Source organism: Embleya sp. NPDC001921, assembly GCF_053594475.1.
On sequence record NZ_JBSFEO010000047.1, the window covers coordinates 20,090 to 39,159 of the forward strand.

The 19,070-nt window shown below is 73.6% G+C and carries 18 protein-coding genes; 9 read left to right on the forward strand and 9 right to left on the reverse strand.

The annotated features are described in order from the left end of the window. Window positions 1-55: 55 nt before the first annotated feature. Entirely contained in the window at window positions 56-934 is an 879-nt protein-coding gene (locus tag ACWCPW_RS39870; RefSeq protein ID WP_449766494.1) for a TetR/AcrR family transcriptional regulator, read from the reverse strand. Window positions 935-1,143: 209 nt separating this feature from the next. Here ACWCPW_RS39870 and ACWCPW_RS39875 point away from each other — a divergent pair, with 209 nt between their 5' ends. Together ACWCPW_RS39875 and ACWCPW_RS39880 are read left to right on the forward strand one after the other, a co-directional pair. Continuing rightward, window positions 1,144-2,163: an ATP-binding cassette domain-containing protein gene (locus ACWCPW_RS39875; protein WP_449766495.1), complete on the forward strand. Its 1,020-nt coding sequence runs from the start codon at window positions 1,144-1,146 to the stop codon at window positions 2,161-2,163. Continuing rightward, window positions 2,160-2,954, forward strand: a complete 795-nt coding sequence (locus tag ACWCPW_RS39880) for an ABC transporter permease (protein WP_449766496.1) — start codon at window positions 2,160-2,162, stop codon at window positions 2,952-2,954. Before ACWCPW_RS39875 ends, ACWCPW_RS39880 begins: the two co-directional genes overlap by 4 nt. A 78-nt stretch (window positions 2,955-3,032) precedes the next feature. On the opposite strand, the gene ACWCPW_RS39885 is transcribed toward ACWCPW_RS39880, so the two are convergent. The 3 genes from ACWCPW_RS39885 to ACWCPW_RS39895 form a co-directional block, all read right to left on the reverse strand. After that, window positions 3,033-5,009, reverse strand: a complete 1,977-nt coding sequence (locus tag ACWCPW_RS39885; protein WP_449766497.1) for a hypothetical protein — start codon at window positions 5,007-5,009, stop codon at window positions 3,033-3,035. Window positions 5,010-5,096: 87 nt separating this feature from the next. Further along, window positions 5,097-6,344 carry an SLC13 family permease gene (locus ACWCPW_RS39890; protein ID WP_449766498.1) on the reverse strand — a complete coding sequence of 416 codons (1,248 nt, stop codon included), beginning with the start codon at window positions 6,342-6,344 and terminating at the stop codon, window positions 5,097-5,099. A gap of 155 nt (window positions 6,345-6,499) precedes the next feature. Further along, window positions 6,500-8,782, reverse strand: a complete 2,283-nt coding sequence (locus tag ACWCPW_RS39895; protein WP_449766499.1) for an ATP-binding cassette domain-containing protein — start codon at window positions 8,780-8,782, stop codon at window positions 6,500-6,502. Window positions 8,783-8,975: 193 nt separating this feature from the next. Here ACWCPW_RS39895 and ACWCPW_RS39900 point away from each other — a divergent pair, with 193 nt between their 5' ends. From ACWCPW_RS39900 to ACWCPW_RS39910, 3 genes are read left to right on the forward strand one after another with little or no spacing between them, the layout of a single operon-like run. After that, window positions 8,976-10,871, forward strand: coding sequence for a hypothetical protein (locus ACWCPW_RS39900; RefSeq protein ID WP_449766500.1), 1,896 nt, complete (start codon window positions 8,976-8,978; stop codon window positions 10,869-10,871). A gap of 9 nt (window positions 10,872-10,880) precedes the next feature. Next, window positions 10,881-11,954 (forward strand): tRNA (adenosine(37)-N6)-threonylcarbamoyltransferase complex transferase subunit TsaD, encoded by a 1,074-nt coding sequence (tsaD, locus tag ACWCPW_RS39905; protein WP_449766501.1) that lies wholly within the window; start codon window positions 10,881-10,883, stop codon window positions 11,952-11,954. Then, complete coding sequence (locus ACWCPW_RS39910; RefSeq protein WP_449766502.1) at window positions 11,912-12,523, forward strand: N-acetyltransferase family protein; 612 nt, start codon at window positions 11,912-11,914, stop codon at window positions 12,521-12,523. Before tsaD ends, ACWCPW_RS39910 begins: the two co-directional genes overlap by 43 nt. On the opposite strand, the gene ACWCPW_RS39915 is transcribed toward ACWCPW_RS39910, so the two are convergent. Beyond that, on the reverse strand, window positions 12,520-12,765 hold the full coding sequence (locus tag ACWCPW_RS39915; protein ID WP_449766503.1) for a hypothetical protein: 246 nt from the start codon (window positions 12,763-12,765) through the stop codon (window positions 12,520-12,522). The genes ACWCPW_RS39910 and ACWCPW_RS39915 overlap by 4 nt on opposite strands. Before the next feature lie 47 nt (window positions 12,766-12,812). On the opposite strand from ACWCPW_RS39915, the gene ACWCPW_RS39920 reads away from it, so the two are divergent. Next, window positions 12,813-13,499, forward strand: coding sequence for a helix-turn-helix domain-containing protein (locus tag ACWCPW_RS39920; RefSeq protein WP_449766504.1), 687 nt, complete (start codon window positions 12,813-12,815; stop codon window positions 13,497-13,499). Between the two features lie 40 nt (window positions 13,500-13,539). On the opposite strand, the gene ACWCPW_RS39925 is transcribed toward ACWCPW_RS39920, so the two are convergent. Both ACWCPW_RS39925 and ACWCPW_RS39930 read right to left on the reverse strand, forming a co-directional pair. Continuing rightward, entirely contained in the window at window positions 13,540-13,953 is a 414-nt protein-coding gene (locus tag ACWCPW_RS39925; protein ID WP_449766505.1) for a VOC family protein, read from the reverse strand. A gap of 188 nt (window positions 13,954-14,141) precedes the next feature. Next, window positions 14,142-15,446 carry an MFS transporter gene (locus tag ACWCPW_RS39930; RefSeq protein ID WP_449766506.1) on the reverse strand — a complete coding sequence of 435 codons (1,305 nt, stop codon included), beginning with the start codon at window positions 15,444-15,446 and terminating at the stop codon, window positions 14,142-14,144. Between the two features lie 159 nt (window positions 15,447-15,605). On the opposite strand from ACWCPW_RS39930, the gene ACWCPW_RS39935 reads away from it, so the two are divergent. The 3 genes from ACWCPW_RS39935 to ACWCPW_RS39945 all read left to right on the forward strand — a co-directional run bounded on the left by ACWCPW_RS39935 (window position 15,606) and on the right by ACWCPW_RS39945 (window position 17,530). Beyond that, a complete protein-coding gene (locus tag ACWCPW_RS39935) occupies window positions 15,606-16,499 on the forward strand; it encodes a LysR substrate-binding domain-containing protein (RefSeq protein WP_449766507.1) in 894 nt (297 codons plus the stop codon). A gap of 77 nt (window positions 16,500-16,576) precedes the next feature. Then, a complete protein-coding gene (locus ACWCPW_RS39940) occupies window positions 16,577-17,209 on the forward strand; it encodes a YigZ family protein (protein ID WP_449766508.1) in 633 nt (210 codons plus the stop codon). Window positions 17,210-17,317: 108 nt separating this feature from the next. Continuing rightward, entirely contained in the window at window positions 17,318-17,530 is a 213-nt protein-coding gene (locus ACWCPW_RS39945; RefSeq protein ID WP_449766509.1) for a hypothetical protein, read from the forward strand. 9 nt (window positions 17,531-17,539) lie between these two features. Here ACWCPW_RS39945 and ACWCPW_RS39950 read toward each other — a convergent pair whose 3' ends face one another. Next, a complete protein-coding gene (locus ACWCPW_RS39950) occupies window positions 17,540-18,133 on the reverse strand; it encodes a DUF1349 domain-containing protein (protein WP_449766510.1) in 594 nt (197 codons plus the stop codon). Window positions 18,134-18,194: 61 nt separating this feature from the next. Further along, window positions 18,195-18,989, reverse strand: coding sequence for an SDR family NAD(P)-dependent oxidoreductase (locus tag ACWCPW_RS39955; protein ID WP_449766511.1), 795 nt, complete (start codon window positions 18,987-18,989; stop codon window positions 18,195-18,197). Window positions 18,990-19,070 lie beyond the last annotated feature (81 nt).

The following is a 19,070-nucleotide window of genomic DNA, read 5'->3' on the forward strand; positions in this document are numbered from 1 at the left end:
GCGGCGCGTCGGATCAGGTCGGGCGGGGCGTGGGTGGCGCGGGTGGCGATGTTGGTTACTCCTGTGTCGCGGGGGGCTCGGCGGGCCGGGCGGGTTCCGCGGGCTCGGCGGGCCGGGCGGGTGCCGGGGACGCCGCGGGCCGGGTGGGTGCCGCGGACTCCGCGGACTCCGCGGACTCCACGGACTCGCGGGAGCGGATCAGCGTCTCGATGCCGTCCAGGACCAGACGCAGGCCGAACTCGAAGCTCGCGTCGGGCGGCGCCTCGTAGGTGCCGGCGGCCCAGACCCGGGTGAGGGTGGGGAAGCGGGCGGGCTGGATGAGGCGTTCCAGGTAGGGCGTGCTCTCCGCCCACCAGTCCTCGTAGCCCTCGCCGCTGTTCGCCGCCTCCCGGTTGACGTCGACGGCGACCTGGGTGACCCCTCGGACGTACGCGTCCACGAGTCCGACCACGTGTGCCATCTCGGTCTCGGTCAGCCCGAGGTCGGCGACGGTGCGCAGCGCCACCTCGGCCCGGGCGGTGATTCTGGGCCCCATCAACAGCAGGCCGGGGCCCCACAGTTGCACCACCCACGGGTGCCGCTGGGCGAGCGCGTGGTCGGCGCGCGCCTGCCGCTCCAGCGCCGTGCGCCAGCCGAGCCCGGTGGGGTCGGGCAGCTCGGTCTCGCCGAGCACGGTGTCGAACATGACGTGCAGCAGCTCGGCCTTGCCCGGCACGTAGGTGTACAGCGACATGGTGCCGACCCCCAGCCGCTCGGCGACCGCGCGCATGGACAGCGCGCCGAGTCCCTCGGCGTCGGCGATCGCGATCGCCGCGAGCGCGATGCGGTCCACGGTCAGCCCCTGCTTGGGACCCCTGGTCGGCCCCTCGCCGGTGCGCCACAACAACGCGAGCGTCCGCGCGGGATCGGCGCGCCCACTCTTCTCTCGTGCCACGTGCGTGCCTCTCTCGGGAAACTCCGTATGCCGTACGGTACGCCATCCGGAATTGATCGACAAGTGTCGTGGATCCGATCGGGAAGGCGCTTGCGCGATAACTCCGTATGTCGTACGGTACGACGTACGGAGCAACTTCGTACGTTGTACAGAGTTGTCTTCGAGGGCGTGACCCGAGAGTGCGACAAGCCGAACAAGAAGGGGTGTCCATGCCACTGGCGATCTCCGCCGAAGGCGTGACCAAGGCCTACGGCGCCGAGCGGGCGCTGGACGGGTTCGATCTGGAGGTGCCGGTCGGGACGGTGCACGGGCTGCTCGGACCCAACGGGGCGGGCAAGACCACGGCGGTGCGGATCCTGACCACGCTGCTGGCGTCGGACGGCGGGCGAGTCGAGGTGGCCGGGCTCGACGTGACACGGGACGCGGCGCGGGTACGGGCCCGGATCGGGCTGCTCGGGCAGCACGTCGCGCTGGACGAGATGCTCGGCGGGCGGCAGAACCTGGAGATGTTCGGCCGGCTGCACCACCTGGGCGCCCGCGCGGCCCGGGTCCGGGCGGGCGAGCTGCTGGAGCGATTCGCGCTGACCGACGTCGCCGCGCGGGCGGTGAGCACGTACTCGGGCGGCATGCGGCGCCGGCTGGACCTGGCCGCGTCGCTGATCCTGGCACCCGACGTGCTGTTCCTGGACGAGCCGACCACCGGCCTGGACCCGCGCGGGCGCACCGAGGTGTGGGACGCGGTGCGCGAACTGGTCGCGGGCGGCACCAGCGTGCTGCTGACCACGCAGTACCTGGAGGAGGCGGACATGCTCGCGGACGCGATCTCGGTGGTCGACCACGGCCGGGTGATCGCCCGGGGCACACCCGGCGAGCTCAAGTCCCGGCTCGGCGGCGACCGGATCGACGTGGTGGTCCGCGACCCGCTCGACCTGAGCGCCGCCGCCGCGATCCTGGCCCGGGTCGGCGCCGGGAACCCGGAGGTCCGCCACGACGAGAAGCGGGTGGGCGTCGCGGTCACCGACCGGGTGGCCGCGCTGACCGGCACGGTGCGGGCGCTGCACGACGCGGGCATCGAGGCCGAGGACATCGCGCTGCGCCGACCCACCCTCGACGAGGTCTTCCTGACCATCACCGGCGTGCGCCGGGACGAGAAACCGGACGACCGCGCGGGCGGGCCGGCTCGCGCGGGCACACCCGGCACGGGCGACAAGGCGGAGGTGGCCGGATGAGTACCGCACTGCGCTGGGCCGTGCTGGACACCTGGACGCTGACCCGGCGCGCGTTCGCGCACTGGGCCCGCCAACCCGCGCCGGTACTGGTCGGGCTGTTGTTCCCGGTGCTGATGGTGCTGATGTTCGGCTACCTGTTCGGCGGCGGGATGGACGTGCCCGGTGGTGGCGACTACCGCGAGTTCCTGATGCCGGGCATGTTCGCGATGACGATGGTCTTCGGCATCGAGTCGACCTTCACGGCGGTCGCCGGCGACGCCTCGCGCGGGGTGACCGACCGGTTCCGGTCGATGCCGATGTCCCGCTCGGCGGTGGTCGGCGGCCGGGTGCTCGCGGACATGCTGCACGCCGCCGTCGGACTGCTCGTGCTGATCGGCTGCGGCCTCGCGGTGGGCTGGCGGTGGCACGAGGGACCGGGACGGGCGGCGCTCGCCGTCGCGCTGCTGCTGGCGCTGCGGCTGGCGGTGTTGTGGATGGGCATCTACCTGGCCCTGCGCGCGAAGGGGCCGGAGTCGGTCGCCGCCCTGCAGATCCTGGTCTGGCCGCTGGGCTTCCTGTCCAACGTGTTCGTGGCGCCGCAGACGATGCCGGGCTGGCTGGGCACGATCGCCGAGTGGAATCCGCTGTCCGCGAGCGCGGGGGCCGGCCGCGAGTTGTTCGGGAACCCCGGTTGGGCCGGCGGCTCCTGGGTCGCCGACCACGCGGTCATGATGGCCTTCGTCTGGCCGCTGGTGCTGATCGCGATCTTCGCGCCGCTGTCCGTACGGCGCTATCGCGGACTCGGTCGGTAGAGCCCGTCCCGGCACCGGGTCGGCGTCCGGCCGCTCGCGAACCCGCGAGCGGCCGGACGCGCCGTGCACGGCCCGCGATCAGGCGGGCCCGTCCCCGCGCTCGACCAGGTCCCAGGCGTGGACGAACAGTTCGGGCAGGGTCAGGCGCCAGACCTGCTCCTCCCAGACCCGGTCGCCGATCAGGCGCACGCCCAGCAGTTTCGCCTTCCACACCTCGATCGGCCACAGCGGCTTGCGGGCCTTGGCCCAGCCGCCCGGCAGGAAGACGCCGCGCCCGGCCCGCGCCCGCTTGTCCGCGACCACCACACCGGCCGTCACCAGCGCCGCCGCGGCCTGCCGGTGACGGGCGGCGTTCCAACCGTTCCACAGCCGGACCCGGCGATCGCTCGGGCGCTCGATCGCGAGCAGTTGCAGGTACAGCGCGGCGGCGTCGGCGTCCACGCCGAGTGCCTTCTCGACCCGCGCGACGGTCTCCGGCGCGCTCAGCGCCGGATTGCCCTCGTACCCGCCGACCGGCAGCGCGTCGCCGGCCACCCGGTCCACCACCCGCGCGCACCAGTCCCCGCGCAGCATGTCCACGGCCTCGCGCACGGGCGCGCCACCGGAGGCGACCCGCCGCAGCAGGTCCGAACGCTCGTCGTCGCGGTAGAGCGCGGGGCGGAAGTACATCCGCACGAAGGGATCGGGGTGGCGTTCGGTGGGCTCGGCGACGGTGGCGACGGTCAGGCCGTCGTCGAAGTTCGCCGACGTCAGCGGGAGCGGGCCGGCGTATGGCCGCTCGCCGAACAGGGCGCGCAGGCGGTCGGCGGCATCGGGGTAGCGCGGGGTGTACCCGGCGTTCAACAGCAGGCCCGGATGATCGAGCCGGGCGCGCAACGCGGCCACCACGGCGGGCAGCCCGGCGCGGACCGGGTCCCCGGCGGGCAACTCGGCGTAGACGGCCGGCAGCGCGACGGTGAGTGCCATCAGGAATTCCGCGAACCAGCGGACGCCCTGCTCCGCGCTGGTGCCGTACGTCCCGCCGACCCCCTCCGCCAGCCACGTGTCGTGGTCCCGGCTGGTCAAGGGGTGCGTGTCGGGGGCCAGGAAGGCGGCGCACACGTGCGCGGCCGGGGTGTGCAGGGTCAGGCCGGGGAACTCGGCGAGCACGGCGAGGGTTTCCTCCGGCACCGCCCGCGCCCGCCCGAACCGCTCCCGCCACGCGGCGGCGATCCCGGCCGCGAGCGCACCCGGGCCGGCGGGCTCCCACAGGTCGGCCGGGTCCTCGGGCAATACCCGCGCGTACAGCTCCAGCCGTTCGAGTTCGGTCATCCGGCGCAACTCGTCGTAACCGGCGTCCGCTTCGGCCATGCTCAGCCCGAGCACCCGGCGCTGGTCGGGATCCAGCGGCGGCACGGTGCGGATTCCGCCGGCATCGCCGGTCAGCAGCAGCACCGCCGCCGCCCGGGACACGCCGGTCTCCTCGGCGATCAGTCGCGCCGCCGCCGGATCCCAGGCGATCGGCCCGCGTTCGCGCACCAGCGTGACCAGTCGGCGCAGTTGCCGCGCGTCGCCCCAGCCGCGCGCGGCCTCGACCCAGTCGCCCGGCTCGCCGAACACGGGCGGATCGGCGTCCCCGGCACGCACCTGGAGCACGCCGCAGCGGTCCTCGTGCGGCCAACTCGTGGCGATGGTGGCCCCTCGCTCGTCGCGCACGGCCTTGGCGTCGGCGCGCGCGACGCCGAAGCGCAACCGTGCCGTGGGGTCGGCCATCGGTGTGCCCGCCCAGTTCTCCAGGAATCCCAGCAGCGCCTCGCGGTGCTTCGCCGCGGTGGTCGGAGCCGCCGCGCGCAGCGCGATCGCGCCGATCCGGCCGATCACCGGCGGCCAGGACCCGTCGCCGATGATGCCCGGCCCGTCCTCCTCGGCCGGCGGATCCCACGTGCCGGCGAGATAGCCGCCGACCCGCTCGACGCCCGCCAACACATTCCAACTCCACATCCCCAGACCGGTGACGAGCCCCGACAATGCCGAGGGGAGCCACTGATCGCGAGGATCAACCGTCGTAGGTGCCATGCGCACATCCCTATCGCGTCGCGCCGACGCGGCCGGCGGCGCCCCGCTCCCACGCGTTGCCACAGCTCACGACGCCGGCGACGAAGCTCACAACACCAGCCACAGCGCGGTCGTCGACGCGACCAGCCCCAACGGCACGGTCAGCAGCCCCAGCCGGGTGAACGCCGCCAAGTCGGCGTCCGTGTCGTGTTCACGCAACACCCGCCGCCACAACAGCGTCGCCAGCGACCCGACATAGGTCAGGTTCGGGCCCAGGTTCACCCCGATCAGCACGGCGAGCACGGGCCCCGGACCCGCGCCGGTGCTCGCGGTGAGCGGCAGCAGCGCGAGCACGGCCGGCAGGTTGTTGATCAGGTTCGCCAGACCGGCCGCGACGGCGGCGATCGCGAGCAGGGCCGGCCACGAGGACCCGGCCGGCAACACGTGGGCCAGCGCGTCGCCGAGTCCGTTGTCGACCACGGCGGTGACCACGACCCCCAGCGCGAGCACGAACAGGCAGAACAGCGGATCGGCCGCGCCGAGCAGGCCGCGCACCGTGGTGTGCCGGCGAGCCAGCGCGCGCACGCCGAGCACCAGCACACCGCCGAGCGCGGCCCACACCGGCTCGAGTCCGGCGAGCGAGGTGACCGCGAACCCGGCCAGCGTGCAGGCCAGGACGACCAGCACGAAGATCGGCACCCCGGTGGTCGGTGCCGCCGTCGGCGGGGTGAGCGGCGCGGCCAGGTCGGTGCGGAAGAAGCGGCGGAACACCGCGTACTCGACCACGATCGCCACCAGCCACGGCAGCGCCATCAGCAGTGCGAAGCGCCCGAAGGACAGGCCGCTGACGGTGAACGCGAGCAGGTTGGTCAGATTCGACACCGGCAGCAACAGCGAGGCCGAGTTGGCCAGATGCGCACACGCGTACGCGTGCGGGCGGGCCCGGGCACCGACCCGCGCCGCCGTGGCGAACACCACCGGCGTCAGCAGCACCACGGTCGCGTCCAGGCTCAGTACGGCGGTCACCACGGCGGCGACCACGAACACCCCCGACAACAGCCGTCCCGGCCGGCGCCGACACAACCGGGCCACCGCGTTCCCGGCCGCGACGAACAGGCCTTCGTCCGCGCACAGTTTGGCGAGCACCAGCACGGCGGCCAGGAACGCGACCACCGGCGACAACGTGCGCACCTGCTCCCGGGCCGCGTCGAAGGACACCGCCCCGGCGGCCACCACCAGGACCGCCGCCGGCACCGCGGCGACCGCCTCGGGCCACCCGCGCGGCCGGGCCACGGCGAACGCGAGCACCGCGGCGAGCAGCAAGACGGACAACGTCTCGGCGGCGGCGGTACCCACGGTGATCTCCCCGGCGAAGGTCGAACGGTGCCGATCGAACGACCGGATCGACGAGCGGCCCACCACCCTGCCGGCCGCCCTTTTCCCGCTCGACGGCGGCCCCGGGCCCGGAGCCGGATCGCCCGGGCCCGGGCGACCCGGCTCCGTCCGAAGTGTCAGCTCGCCCGGGCCCGCTCCGCCGCCGCCAACGCCGCCCGCAGGAACTCCGCGGTCGCCGAGTCCTCAGCCTTGACCAACTCCGCCGGCGTGCCCTCGAACACCACCGTGCCGCCGTGCTTGCCGCCGCCCGGGCCCAGGTCGAGCACGTGGTCGGCGCGCTTGACCACGTCCAGGTTGTGCTCGACCACCACCACGGTGTTGCCCGCGTCCACCAGCCGGTCCAGCAGCCGGATCAACGTCTCCACATCGGACATGTGCAGGCCCGTGGTCGGCTCGTCGAGGATGTACACGCTGCCGGCCTTGTGCAGTTCGCTCGCCAGCTTGAGCCGCTGCAACTCGCCGCCGGACAGCGAACTCAGCGGTTGTCCCAGGGTCAGGTAGCCCAGCCCGACCGAGACCAGCGACCGCACCCGGGTGCGCAGCGCCTTCTCGGTGAAGTAGTCCACCGCCTCCTCGGCGGTCAGCGCCAGCACCTCCACGATCGACTTGCCGCGCAGCCGGTACGTCAGGACCTCGTCGCGGAACCGCCGCCCCTCGCACGCCTCGCAGCGTGTGGTGACCGGGTCCATGAACGCCATGTCGGTGCGGATCACGCCGCGCCCCTGGCACTCGGGACACGCGCCGAGCGAGTTGAACGTGAACATCCCCGGGTCCACGTCGTTGGCCTTCGCGAACAGCTTGCGCACGGTGTCCAGCACGCCGACGTAGGTCGCCGGCGTCGAGCGGGAGGAGATGCCCACGCCCGACTGGTCGACCACCACCGCCTGCGGGTGCGCGGCGACCAGCACGTCCGAGATCAGCGTGCTCTTGCCCGAGCCCGCGACGCCGGTGACCACGGTGAGCACGCCGGTGGGGATGTCCACGTCCACGTTCCGCAGGTTGTGCAGGTTCGCGCCGCGAATCTCCAGAGTCCCCGTGGGCCGGCGGAAGCTCGGCTTGAGCGGGCCGAGCCGGCGCAGCGCGCGCCCGGTCGGCGAGTCCGCGGCGCACAGTTCGGCGAAGCCGCCCTCGAACGTGACGGTGCCGCCGTGGATGCCCGCTCCCGGGCCGACGTCGACGATGTGGTCCGCGATCGCGATCACGTCCGGGTCGTGCTCGACCACCAGCACGGTGTTGCCCTTGTCCCGCAGGCGGGTGAGCAGGTCGTTGAGCCGCACCACGTCGCGCGGATGCAGCCCCACGCTCGGCTCGTCGAAGATGTACGTCATCCCGGTCAGGCTCGACCCGAGATAGCGCACCATCTTCAGCCGCTGCCCCTCGCCGCCGGACACCGTCGAGGTGGGCCGGTCCAGGTGCAGGTAGCCGAGCCCGATCGCGACGATCCGCTCCAACGCGACCGCCGCCGGCCGGGCGACCCGCCGCGCGACCGGATCGGCCAGCCTGGTGAGCACCTCGACCAGGTCGGCGATCTCCATCGCCGCGTAGTCCGACAACGAGCGCCCCTCGATCAGCGACGTGCGCGCCGCCTCGTTGAGCCGGGCCCCCGCGCAGTCCGGACACGCTCCGTCGGTGACGAACCGGGCGATCGTCTCGCGGCTCTTCTCGGCCAGCGCCGAGGTGTCCCGCTTGAGGTAGAGCCGGTTGAACCGGTCGACCAAGCCCTCGTAGTCGATGTGGTGCCGGCCGTTGTTGTTGACGATCTCCACCTTGGCGCCGGTGCCGTACAGGAACAGCCGCCACTGCTCGTCGGTGAACTCGCGCACCGGGACGTCGGTCGGGTAGAGGTCGTGGTTGGCGTAGAGCTGCCACTGCCAGCCGCCGACCGCGAACCCCGGGTGCCGGATCGCGCCGTCGCCGATCGTGCGGCTCGGGTCGATCAGCGCGTCCAGGTTCAGCCGGACGGTGCGCCCGAGGCCCTCGCAGGTCGCACACATGCCGTTCGGGTCGTTGAACGAATAGTGGTTGGAGGGTCCCGCCGACGGGGTGCCGTGCCGCGAGAACAACACGCGCAGCAGCGGGTGGATGTCGGTCATCGTGCCCACCGTGGACCGCGAGTTGCCGCCGATCGGGCGCTGGTCGACGATGATCGCCGTCGACAGGTGCTCGATCGAGTCCGCCTCGGGGCGCTCGTGCTTGGGCAGCCGGTTGCGGATGAACGCCGTGAACGTCTCGGCGAGTTGCCGTTGCGACTCGACCGCGATGGTGTCGAACACGATCGACGACTTGCCCGATCCGGAGACTCCGGTGAACACCACGATCCGGTTCTTGGGGATGCGCAGCGACACCCCCTTGAGATTGTGCTCCCGGGCGCCGGTGATCACGATGTGGTCGTAGTTCATGACACCAACGTACGAAGGGGTCCCTGACACGTGGTGTCAAGGATTTCGGAGCTATTCGGCATCGGTCGCCGAACCGTCCGGAACCGCGCGGATCGCTGCGACGGCGCGCAAACGGGTTGCGCGGGAGGCGTCGATCCAGCAGCATCACCGCCATGACGAACCCGAACCGAGAGGGCGGCGACCGCCCCCGCGCGTGAACGCCCCGACGCCGGCGCCCGAGCCGACCGACCCGACCGAGACGACCGCCGCGCCCCTGAGCCCGACGGTGCGCGATCCGCTCTTCGCCGGCTACGGCGACGCGACGTACCAGGCGATCCTGGCCGATCGCGACGGCCCGGCGGCCCGCGAGATGTTCGCGCGAAGCGCCGATCCGGATCCGGTCGTCCGGCTGCGCGTGACGACACTGTTGACCACCGTGAGCCACGCGGTCGATCGATGGCCGGCCGCCGCCGACATCGCCGCGAACCTGCTGATCGACCCCGACGAACGTGTACGCCGCGCGGCGGCCTGGCTGCTCGCGCAGGCCGATCTCGACCGGGCGCTGCGCACGGCCCACGAACCACCCGCCGACCCGGTGGCCGGCCTGGCACTCGTGGAGGCCGCGCTCGGCCGGTGGGCCCCCGGCGCGGAGGCCGCGCGCCTGGATCTGGCCGGGCACCTGCGCGAACACCCGGATCCGGCCGTGCGGTTGCGCGCGGGCTTCGCGGCCCTCGCGCTGTGCCCGCCGGAGCGGCGGGGGAGATGGGAGCGGGTGGTCCGGGACGCGCTGGGCTCGGCCGAGCGACTGTCCGGTCCGGGTTCGCCGGTCACGTGGAGCGCGGCCGAGCTGCTGGCCTCCGCGTTCGAGCGCGGCGGACGTGCCGAGGTGGACTGGTACCTGTGGGCCGATCTGCTGATCCGCTCCCCGGACCCGGCGACGGCGCGGGTGGGCATCGGGTTCGGCCGCGAGACGATCGGGAAGTGGCGGGCCGGCCCGGTGCGATTGTTGCCGGCCCTCACGTACGCGCTCGACCACGAGGACCCGGACGTACGGGCGGCCGCGCTGCACACGATCGGCCGCTCCGCGCACGCCACCCGGGGCGCCGCCGACCGTCTGGCGCGACTGGCGGCGGATCCGACCGCGGGTTGGCCGGCCGTCGCCGTCCTCGCGCGCGAGGGCGATCGCCGGGCGCTCCCGGCGGTTCGCGCGGCGCTGTTCACGGCGGCGACGGACGCGACGCACCCGGGGTTGACGCGGGCCGCGGCCGGCTTCGCCGACGACCCGTCGGCTCTCCTGCCGGCCGCCGGACTCGACCGACTGGTCAGGCACGACGCCGCCTCCTGCGTACGTTCGCTGCGCGAGCGCGGGTGCCTGCTGCCGGCGGCCATGGCCGCGCTGAACCCCGGTGCGCCGGTCGACCCGGCGGTGCTGCCCGCACTGATCGCGACGCTGTCCGACGTGGCGAGCGTCGAGGCGCACACCTGGCCGCGGGCGCGGATCGCGCAGGTGCTGGGCGAGTTCGGCCCGGCCGCGGGCGAGGCCGTACCGCTGCTGGAGCGCCTGGTCGCCGAAGCGCCCGAGCCGCTCGCGCGACACGCGGCTCTGGCGCTGATCCGGATCACCGGCGATCGCCGGCTCGCGGAGGCCCACCTCGACGCGCTCGAATCGGTGATCCGACGACCGCGCCAGGCCGTGGTGCTGCTGGAGTGGCTGGTGGACAACGGCGGCCTGAGCCCGCGCCATTCGGCCGCGCTGTGGTCGATGGCGGCGGACCCCGGGCGGACCTACGCCCGCGTCCTGGAACCGCTGTGGCGGCATGCCGGCGCCGCCGCGCTGCCGGTCCTGCTCGCGTCGCTGCCGCAATTCCTGGACGCCGACGTGTACGCCTCGTCCGTGTACCGCCTGCTGGACGAGTTGGGCGCGGCGGCGGCCCCGCTGCTGCCCGCCCTGGACACGATCGTCGACCCGCCCGAGCGCCCGCCGCTCACGGACGACGACCGGGACCGGATCCGCCTGGACGAGGCGCTCGTCGAGCGCGCCCGTGCGGCGCGGGCCCGGATCATCGCGGCTGTTGCAAGTGATGTGCAAGTACTCCATGACGGCAACTAAGCTCGTGCCATGACCGCCTCACCCATCGTCCTCGGCATCGAATCGTCCTGCGACGAGACCGGAGTCGGCCTGGTCCGGGACGGCCGGCTGCTCGGCCACGCGGTGGCCACCAGCATGGCCGAACACGCCCGATTCGGCGGCGTCGTACCGGAGATCGCGGCCCGCGCGCACGTGCACGCGCTCACCCCGACGGTGCGCGCCGCGCTGGACTCGGCCGGGCTGCGCCGCGGCGACATCGGCGCGGTCGCGGTGACCACCGGCCCCGGCCTGACCACCGCGCTCCAAGTCGGCGTGGCCGCCGCGAAGGGCTTCGCGCTCGCGCTGGACGTGCCCCTGTACGGGGTGCACCACCTGGCCGGGCACGTCGCCGCCGACACCCTCGAACACGGCCCGCTGCCCGACCCGTGCGTCGTGCTGATCGTCTCCGGCGGCCACACCTCGCTGCTGCTCGTGCGCGACCTCGCCCGCGACCCGATCACCCACCTCGGCGACACGCTCGACGACGCGGCGGGGGAGTGCTTCGACAAGGTGGCCCGGGTGTTCGGCCTGTCCTACCCGGGCGGACCGGCGATCGACGCGGCCGCGCGCGACGGCGACCCGCGCGCCGTCGCCTTCCCGCGCGCCCTCACCGGACCGCGCGACGACCCGTACGCGTTCTCCTTCTCCGGCCTCAAGTCCGCCGCCGCCCGCTGGGCCGAGCGCTCGCGTGCGGGCGGCGCCGCGCTGCCGGTCGCGGACGGCGCCGCCGCGCTCCAGGAGGCGGTGGCCGACGTACTGACCCGCAAGGCCGTGGCCGCCTGCGTCTCGCACGACGTGCGCACGCTCGTCGTGGTCGGCGGCGTCGCGGCCAACTCCCGGGTGCGCTCGCTCGCGGCCGAGCGCTGCGCCGCCGCGGGCATCACACTGCGGGTGCCGCCGCCGCGCCTGTGCACCGACAACGGCGCGATGATCGCCGCCGTCGGCGACCTGCTGATCCGCGCCGGCGTCGCGCCGGCTCCGCTCGACGTGTCGATCGACCCGTCCGCACCCCTGGAGTACGCGTGCCTGCACCCCGTGGCGACGCCGACACGAGCCGCCGGATGATCCCGCCGATCCGCCGATTCACCGCCGCCGATCTGAACCGGTGCGCGGCCGGGATCCGTGCCGTCTACCTGGAGGCGTTCTCCGAACCGCCGTGGGACGAGGGCCCGGAACAGGCCGACGAGTACCTGCGGCGGCTCGCGCTGGACGTCGGCCGGCCCGGCTTCGTCGGTGTCGTCGCGCTCGCCGAACCCACCGGCGCCGTGCTCGGGTTCGCCACCGCGTGGACCACCACGACACCGATGCCCACCGGCCGCTCGTACGACCGGGTCGCCCGGGTGCTGGGTCCCGAGCGCACCGCGGCGTGGTTGTGCGGCGGGCGGGAGGTGGACGAACTCGCGGTCGCGGCCGAGGCCCGGGGCACCGGAGCCGCCGCCGCGCTGCTGGAGACGGTGACCGCCGACGCCGTCGACGGCCGCTCCTGGCTGCTCACCTCCACGGAGGCCGAACCCGCCCTGCGCTTCTACGCACGCCGGGGCTGGCGACGGATCGCCTCGGACGAGTGGCCGGGCACCGTGGTGCTGTTGCACCCCCGGCACCCGGCCCACGACGAGGCGGTGCCGCGGAGTTAGGGCGCGGAGCGCAGCAGCCAGTCGTTGTTCGCGTCGCGGCCGAACTCGGGGTCGTTGGGCGGATCGGCCGGGAGCTCCTCGACCCGGTCGGCCGGCGCCACCCGCTCGGGCAGCTTGCCCCAGCGCTCGGCGCGGGCCGCCTCGGCGGCGCGCTCGGCCGCCTCGCCGGGAGTCTCCTCCACCGACGGACGTCCACGCTGCTCTTCGATGTCCATGAGCCCCTGCCCGGTTCGGACGTGCACGCTGACAGCCCAACGGTACCGCCGCCGGACCCGGGGATACTGGGGTCGTGTACGTCGAACGTCGTTCCCGCCTGGCACCGCTGATCGTGTGGACCCGCACGGTCGAGACGGCCGGATCCGGTCGCGTGTTGCCGGACGGGTGCATGGACCTGATCTGGTCCGGTGACGAGTTGATCGTGGCCGGCCCCGACACCGCCGCGCACCTGGTCCGGGACAGCCCGGGAGCGCGCTACGCGGCGGTGCGCTGCGCCCCCGGGTTCGGACCCGCGCTGTTCGGGTCGCCCGCCGACGCGCTGCGCGATCGGCGGGTCCCGCTGGCCGACGTGTGGGGCGAGCGCGACGCGCGGGAGTTGGCCGAGCGGATCGCCGCCGCCGGCGACCCGGCCGCAGTCCTGGAACGCGTGGCGGCCGAGCGGCTGCGCGAGCACGACGCCGACACGGCCCGGTTCGCCGGCACCGTGGTCGGCGAACTGCGGGCGGGCGCGGACATCGCCACGGTCGCGGTCGGGGTCAACCTGAGCGAGCGCCAACTGCACCGCCGCTCGCTCGCCGCGTTCGGCTACGGGCCCAAGACGCTGGCCCGGGTGCTGAGACTGGACCGCGCGCTGGACCTGGCCCGAGGCGGCGTCCCGGCCGCCCGGGTCGCGGCCGTCACCGGCTACGCCGACCAGGCCCACTTCGCGCGGGACGTCAAGGCGCTGGCCGGCGTCCCGCTGCGCACCCTGCTGGGCTGAACCCGGCGACCGCCCGCTGCTCGGCCGGCTGCTCGGCCCGCTACTCGGCGGCGTCCGGCAGGGGCGCCATCAGGTCGACGCCGTTTCCGTCCGGGTCGTGCAGGACCGCGTACCGCTGGCCCCAGAACGCGTCCCACGGCGGCAGGTGGCCGGTGTGTCCGGCCGCGACCAGTTCGCCGTACAGCTTGTCCACCGCGGCCGGATCGGCACACATGAAGGCCAGCGCGGCCCGGTGACCGCCGGTCGGCGCGGTCCACTCGGGGTCGAACGAGCGGACCGTCCCGACCGTGTCCAGGACCAGCAGCGGCCCGCCGGGCAAGGTCACCTCGACGTGCGGCAGCGCGTCGTCCCCGGCGGGGATGTCCAGGCCGAGCGCGCGGTAGAACGCGAGCGACGCGGGCATGTCGGCGACCACGAGGCCGATGAAGTGGAAACGCAACGCGGGAGAAGTCATGCCCCCACGCTAGCCGGCGCCGGCGGCCGAGATCTTGAACGAATCGGACGTGTTCCGGCAACGAACCCGGATGTCTTCGCGTGGCGCTTCCGGACGTGTTCACGTGGCGCGTTCGGATGTCTTCGTGGCGCGTCCGGACGTGTTCACGTGGCGCGCCGGACCTGTCCATGGGAAGCGTCCGCACGTGTTCACGCCCGTGCCCGACGAGCCGCCGTCACGGCCAGCAGCCCGGTCGCCGCGGCCAGACCGCCGCCGAACCACAACACGGCGGACGTGGCCACCGCGTCCACCGCGACGCCGCCGAGCAGCGAACCGAGCGCGATGGCGAACTGGAAGCCGGTCACGAACACCGCCGACGCCGCCTCGGGGGCGTCCGGCGCCGAGCGCAGCAACCACGCCTGCAACCCCACCGGCACCGCGCCGTACGCGAGCCCCCACGCGAGCATCGCCGCCACCGTGCCCGGCGTCCACGTGCCGGCCAGCGCGAGCAGTACGACCGAGACGGTGAGCAGCCCGGCCGCGACCGCGAGCGTGCCGTGCGGGGCGCGTCCGGTGTACGCGCCGGCCACGAAGTTGCCGACCACACCGGCCACGCCGTAGCCGAGCAGCAGCCCGCCGATCGGCCCGGGACCCAGGTCGCCGACCCGCTCCAGGACGGGCCGGACAAAGGTGTACGCGCCGAAGTGCCCGGCGATCACCAGGACCAGCCCGGCGAGGCCGAGGAGCACGGGACCGCGACCCAGCAGCGCCCGCAGCTCGCTCGGGCGCACGGCCCGTTCGGCGGGCAGCGGCGGGAGCAGTACCAACAGCGCGGCCAGGACCACGGCGGCGAGCCCGGCCATGGCCGCGAACGCGAAGCGCCAACCGGCCCATTCGCCGATCATCGTGCCGATCGGCACACCGACCACCGAGGCCACCGACACGCCGCCGAAGATCATCGCGGCGGCCCGGCCGACCGATCGGGCGGGCACCAGGCGGACCGGCAGGCTCGCGCCGATCGCCCAGAAGCCGCCGAGGCCGGCGCCGACCAGGACCCGGGCGACCAGCAGGGTGGCGAAGTTCGGCGCCAGCGCGCTGATCGTGTTGGCGGCCAGCAGCACGAACATCATCACGGCCAGCACGATTCGCCGATCCACCCGACCGGCGGCGACGAGCACGATCGGCGCGGCGAAGCCCGCGACCACCGCGGCCAGCGTCATGGCCAGCCCGGTGGTGCCGTCGGACACGTGCAGGCCGTGCGAGATCGGGGTGAGCAGGCCGACCGGGAGCATCTCGGTGCTGACCACCGCGAAGGTGCCGACGGCGATGGCCGCGACGGCGAGCCAGGACCGGGCGCCGGCCGTCTCGGGGGCCGACCCGGATTCGGCGGCCGGCCCGGGATCGGGGGCCATGGGATCGGGGGCCTTGGGATCGGGGGCCTCGGGATCGGCGGCGGACCCCGGCCCGGGGCCGGACGAAGGGGACGAAGCGGTGTCGACGACTGGGTTGGACATGGTGTCAACCCTGGTCACCGGGCCGGGCCCGAACAACGGCCGAGATCGCATGCGTGCACAAGCCTCGCTTATGCTCGCAGGTCGAAGTCCGGTGCCGGGTCCGAGCGGGCACCGCGTACGGGCCCGGTCGGCCCGTACCAGAGGGGGAGGAGAGCGCGGATGAGCGTGGAGTTCCGCGAGTTGGAGTGCTTCGTCGTGTTGAGCGAGGAACTGCACTTCACCCGCACCGCCGCCCGGCTCTACACGTCGCAGGCCCGGGTCAGCCAACTGCTGCGGCAACTGGAGGAGCGGATCGGCGCCCGGTTGTTCGAGCGCAACAGCCGCCGGGTCGAGCTCACGCCGCAGGGCGAACTGTTCCTGGCCGAGGTGCGGCCCGCGTACGCCGGACTCACCGACGCGGTCGAGCGCGCCCGCTCCCGGGCCCGGGGCATCGAGGGTGTGCTGCGGATCGGCTTCGTCGGCACGCCCTACGGCACCCTCCTGGACCTGGTCGGCGACTTCCGCGCCGGACATCCGCAGGCCGGCGCCGACCTGGTCGAGACGCCGCTGTCGGATCCGTTCGGCGCGGTGCTGCGCGGCGAGATCGACGCGGCGTTCGTGACCCTGCCGGTGGTCGACCCGGCGCTGCGCACCGGCCCGGTGATCGCCGCCGACCCGCTCGTGCTCGGGGTCTCCACCCGGCACCCGTTCGCGCGGCGCGCGCACGTGGACGCCGAGGAGTTGGCCGAGTGCGCGTTCGTGGACATCGCCGATCCGGCCCCGGCGCGCTGGCGTGAACTCCAGTCGCCGACGGTGACCCCGCGGGGTCGCCCGATTCCGCGCGGACCGGTCGCCGGCACCCTCCAGGAGGCGTTGTCGCTGATCGCCGCCGAGCGGGGCGTGCTGCTGTTCTGCGCGCAGTTCGCCGGCTACAACGCGCGACCCGACGTCGCGTTCGTGCCGGTCACCGGCCTGGCCGAGTCGGCGGTCACGCTCACCTGGCGGGCCGGGCACGAGACGAACCTGCTGCGCTCCTTCGTCGCGGTGTCGAGCCGGCCGACGGTGGCGGCCTGACCGACCTACGGCGACCGCCCGCGCCGACGGGCCATACCGTGGGGGCGTCCACCGATGTCGTACCGAAGGACCTGGTCATGCCGCTGCTCACGATCAAGTCCGAAGGTGAGGTCGAGGTCGAGGTACGGCGCTCGCGCTTCCTGTGCGCCGTCGCGCGGGTGGCCGACGACGCCCAGGCGCAGGCCTTCCTGGCCCGGCGTCGGGCGCTGCACCCCTCCGCGCGGCACAACTGCTCGGCGTGGATCGCGGGTGGCCAGGAGAAGGCATACGACGACGGCGAACCGTCCGGTACGGCGGGTGCGCCGATGCTCCAGGTGCTCCGGCGCCGCGAGCTCACCGAGACGGTCGCCGTGGTGACCCGATACTTCGGCGGCATCATGCTCGGCGCCGGCGGCCTGATCCGGGCCTACGGCTCGGCGGTGACCGAGGCGGTGGACACGGTCGGGGTGGTCGAGCTGCGGCCGATGCTGGTGCTGACCGTGGACGTCGACCACGCGCACGCCGGCCGGTTGGAGAACGACCTGCGCGGGCTCGGCCACGAGGTGCGCGACATTCGTTACGGCGCCGAGGTGGCGATCGACGTGTGCGTGCCGGAGCCGGATCGGGAGCGCTTCACCGCGCGGTTGACCGACCTGACCGGCGGCCGGGCGAGTGCCCGTGAGACGGGGCGCACGTTCGTCGAGGTCGACGCCTCCCGAAACACTTCCTGACGGACTTTTCACGCCGGTGTGCGCCGGCCCGGTTGAAACGCGCCCCAGGTCGGAACACCAAGGGGTGTATAGGGGGGCTCGCACGGGGCCGCGGGAAATGAGGAAGTGATGACGGCTGGATACGACGAGAAGTCGGCGATCGACCGGACGGAGGTCGACCGGGCCGTTCGCGAGCGGGTGATTCGGGCTCGCGCGGTGTTGTCCGAGGCCAGTGCCGCGCACGACACGAACGCGTTGTCCCCCGCGCTGGACGAATTGGAGGACGCGCTGCACGCCGCACGGGAATACGGCGTGACGCTCCCACCGACGGGCAGCGCCTGACGCGCCGGGTCAGGGGTTCTCGTGCAACCCCGCGTCGGCGGGCCCGACGACGAAGCGGGTGAAACGCACCCGCAGATCCGCGCGCTCCGGCGAACAGCAGAACGGTCCGGCGAAGGCCCGCGCGTCGGGAGACAGCGGTGCGAGTCGGATGGTCCGCCAGGGGTCGTCGGCCGAGCGCGCCCGGATGGTGAGCGCGTCGCCGGCCCGACTGACCCGGACGGTGACCGGTCGGCCGGCCCATTCGGGCACGGGCGCGATCGACCAGTCGGAGACGCCGTGGGTGACCACGGCGCCCACGTGCAGCGCGCCGTCGGTGACCTCGACGCCGGCCTTGACCCAGGTCCGCTCGTCCACGCGGACGAAGGCGCCGGCCTGGTCGTAGAGCGTGTCGAAGTCGCCGTCGAAGGTCACCTCCACCGAGGTGTCCGGCAACAGTTCGGTCAGCAGCGCACTCCCGGTGTCCCGGCTGAAGCCGTACGAGGTCTGCCGCCAGAAGTCGGCGCCCGCCTGCGGGGTCACCACGAGCGCGCTGCCGACCCGCTCGGCCGAACTCGGCGGGTTGAGCCAGCGTGCGTCGTCCCAGTCCACATTCCGCGCGTCCATGGGGTGAGGTTAGTGGTGCGGCCGGGGAACGTTTCGCCGGTCCCCGGCCGTACCCGACGGGTCAGATCGCCTTGTGCATGCCGCCGTCGACGATGTAGTCCACGCCCATGATGTTCGCGGCCCGCTCGGAGGCCAGGAACAGCACGACGTCGGCGACCTCCCGCGGCTCGGAGACGCGACCGGTGAGCACGCCCATCGCCTGCGGCAGCACCTCGTCCATGAACACCTGCGCGGTGGTCCCGGCGGACGCGGCCATCATGTCGGCGAACTGCCCCGGGTCGGTCCACAGCGGCGTGCGCACCGGGCCGGGCGAGACGGTGTTCACCCGCACACCCTGCGGGCCGAACTCCTCGGCGAGCGACTTCGAGTACGAGCTCAGCGCGGCCTTCGAGGCCGAGTAGTGCACCAGCGACGAGGACGGGAGGTGACTGTTCAGCGAGCTGATGGTGACCACCGCGCCGCCGCCCCGGGCGACGATGGACGGCATCGCGGCCCTGGTCGCGCGCACCGCGCTGAACAGGTTGATCTCGAAGATCCGCTGCCACTCGGCGTCCTCGACCCCGATGATCGAGGGCGTCGGCGCACCGGTACCGACGTTGTTGATCAGTACGTCGACCCCGCCGTGGGTGTCGACGGCGACCTGCACCAGTTCGGCCGGACCATCCGGGTGGGCCAGGTCCACGGCCACCGGAAGCACGTCGAACTCCGCGCGCAGCGCTGCCAGTTCGGTGGATACGGTGCGGCTGCCGACGACGACTCGGGCACCTTCCTCGGCGAAGCCGCGCACGATCGCCAGACCGATGCCCTTGCTGCCGCCGGTGACCACGACGACCTTGTTCTTCAGGTTCAAGTTCATGGCTCAATCATTGCTTCGCGGATAGTTCAAATCTGGCGGAAATCCGCCGTGGCGTTCGGCGGGACGGGCGGGGCCTTCGGC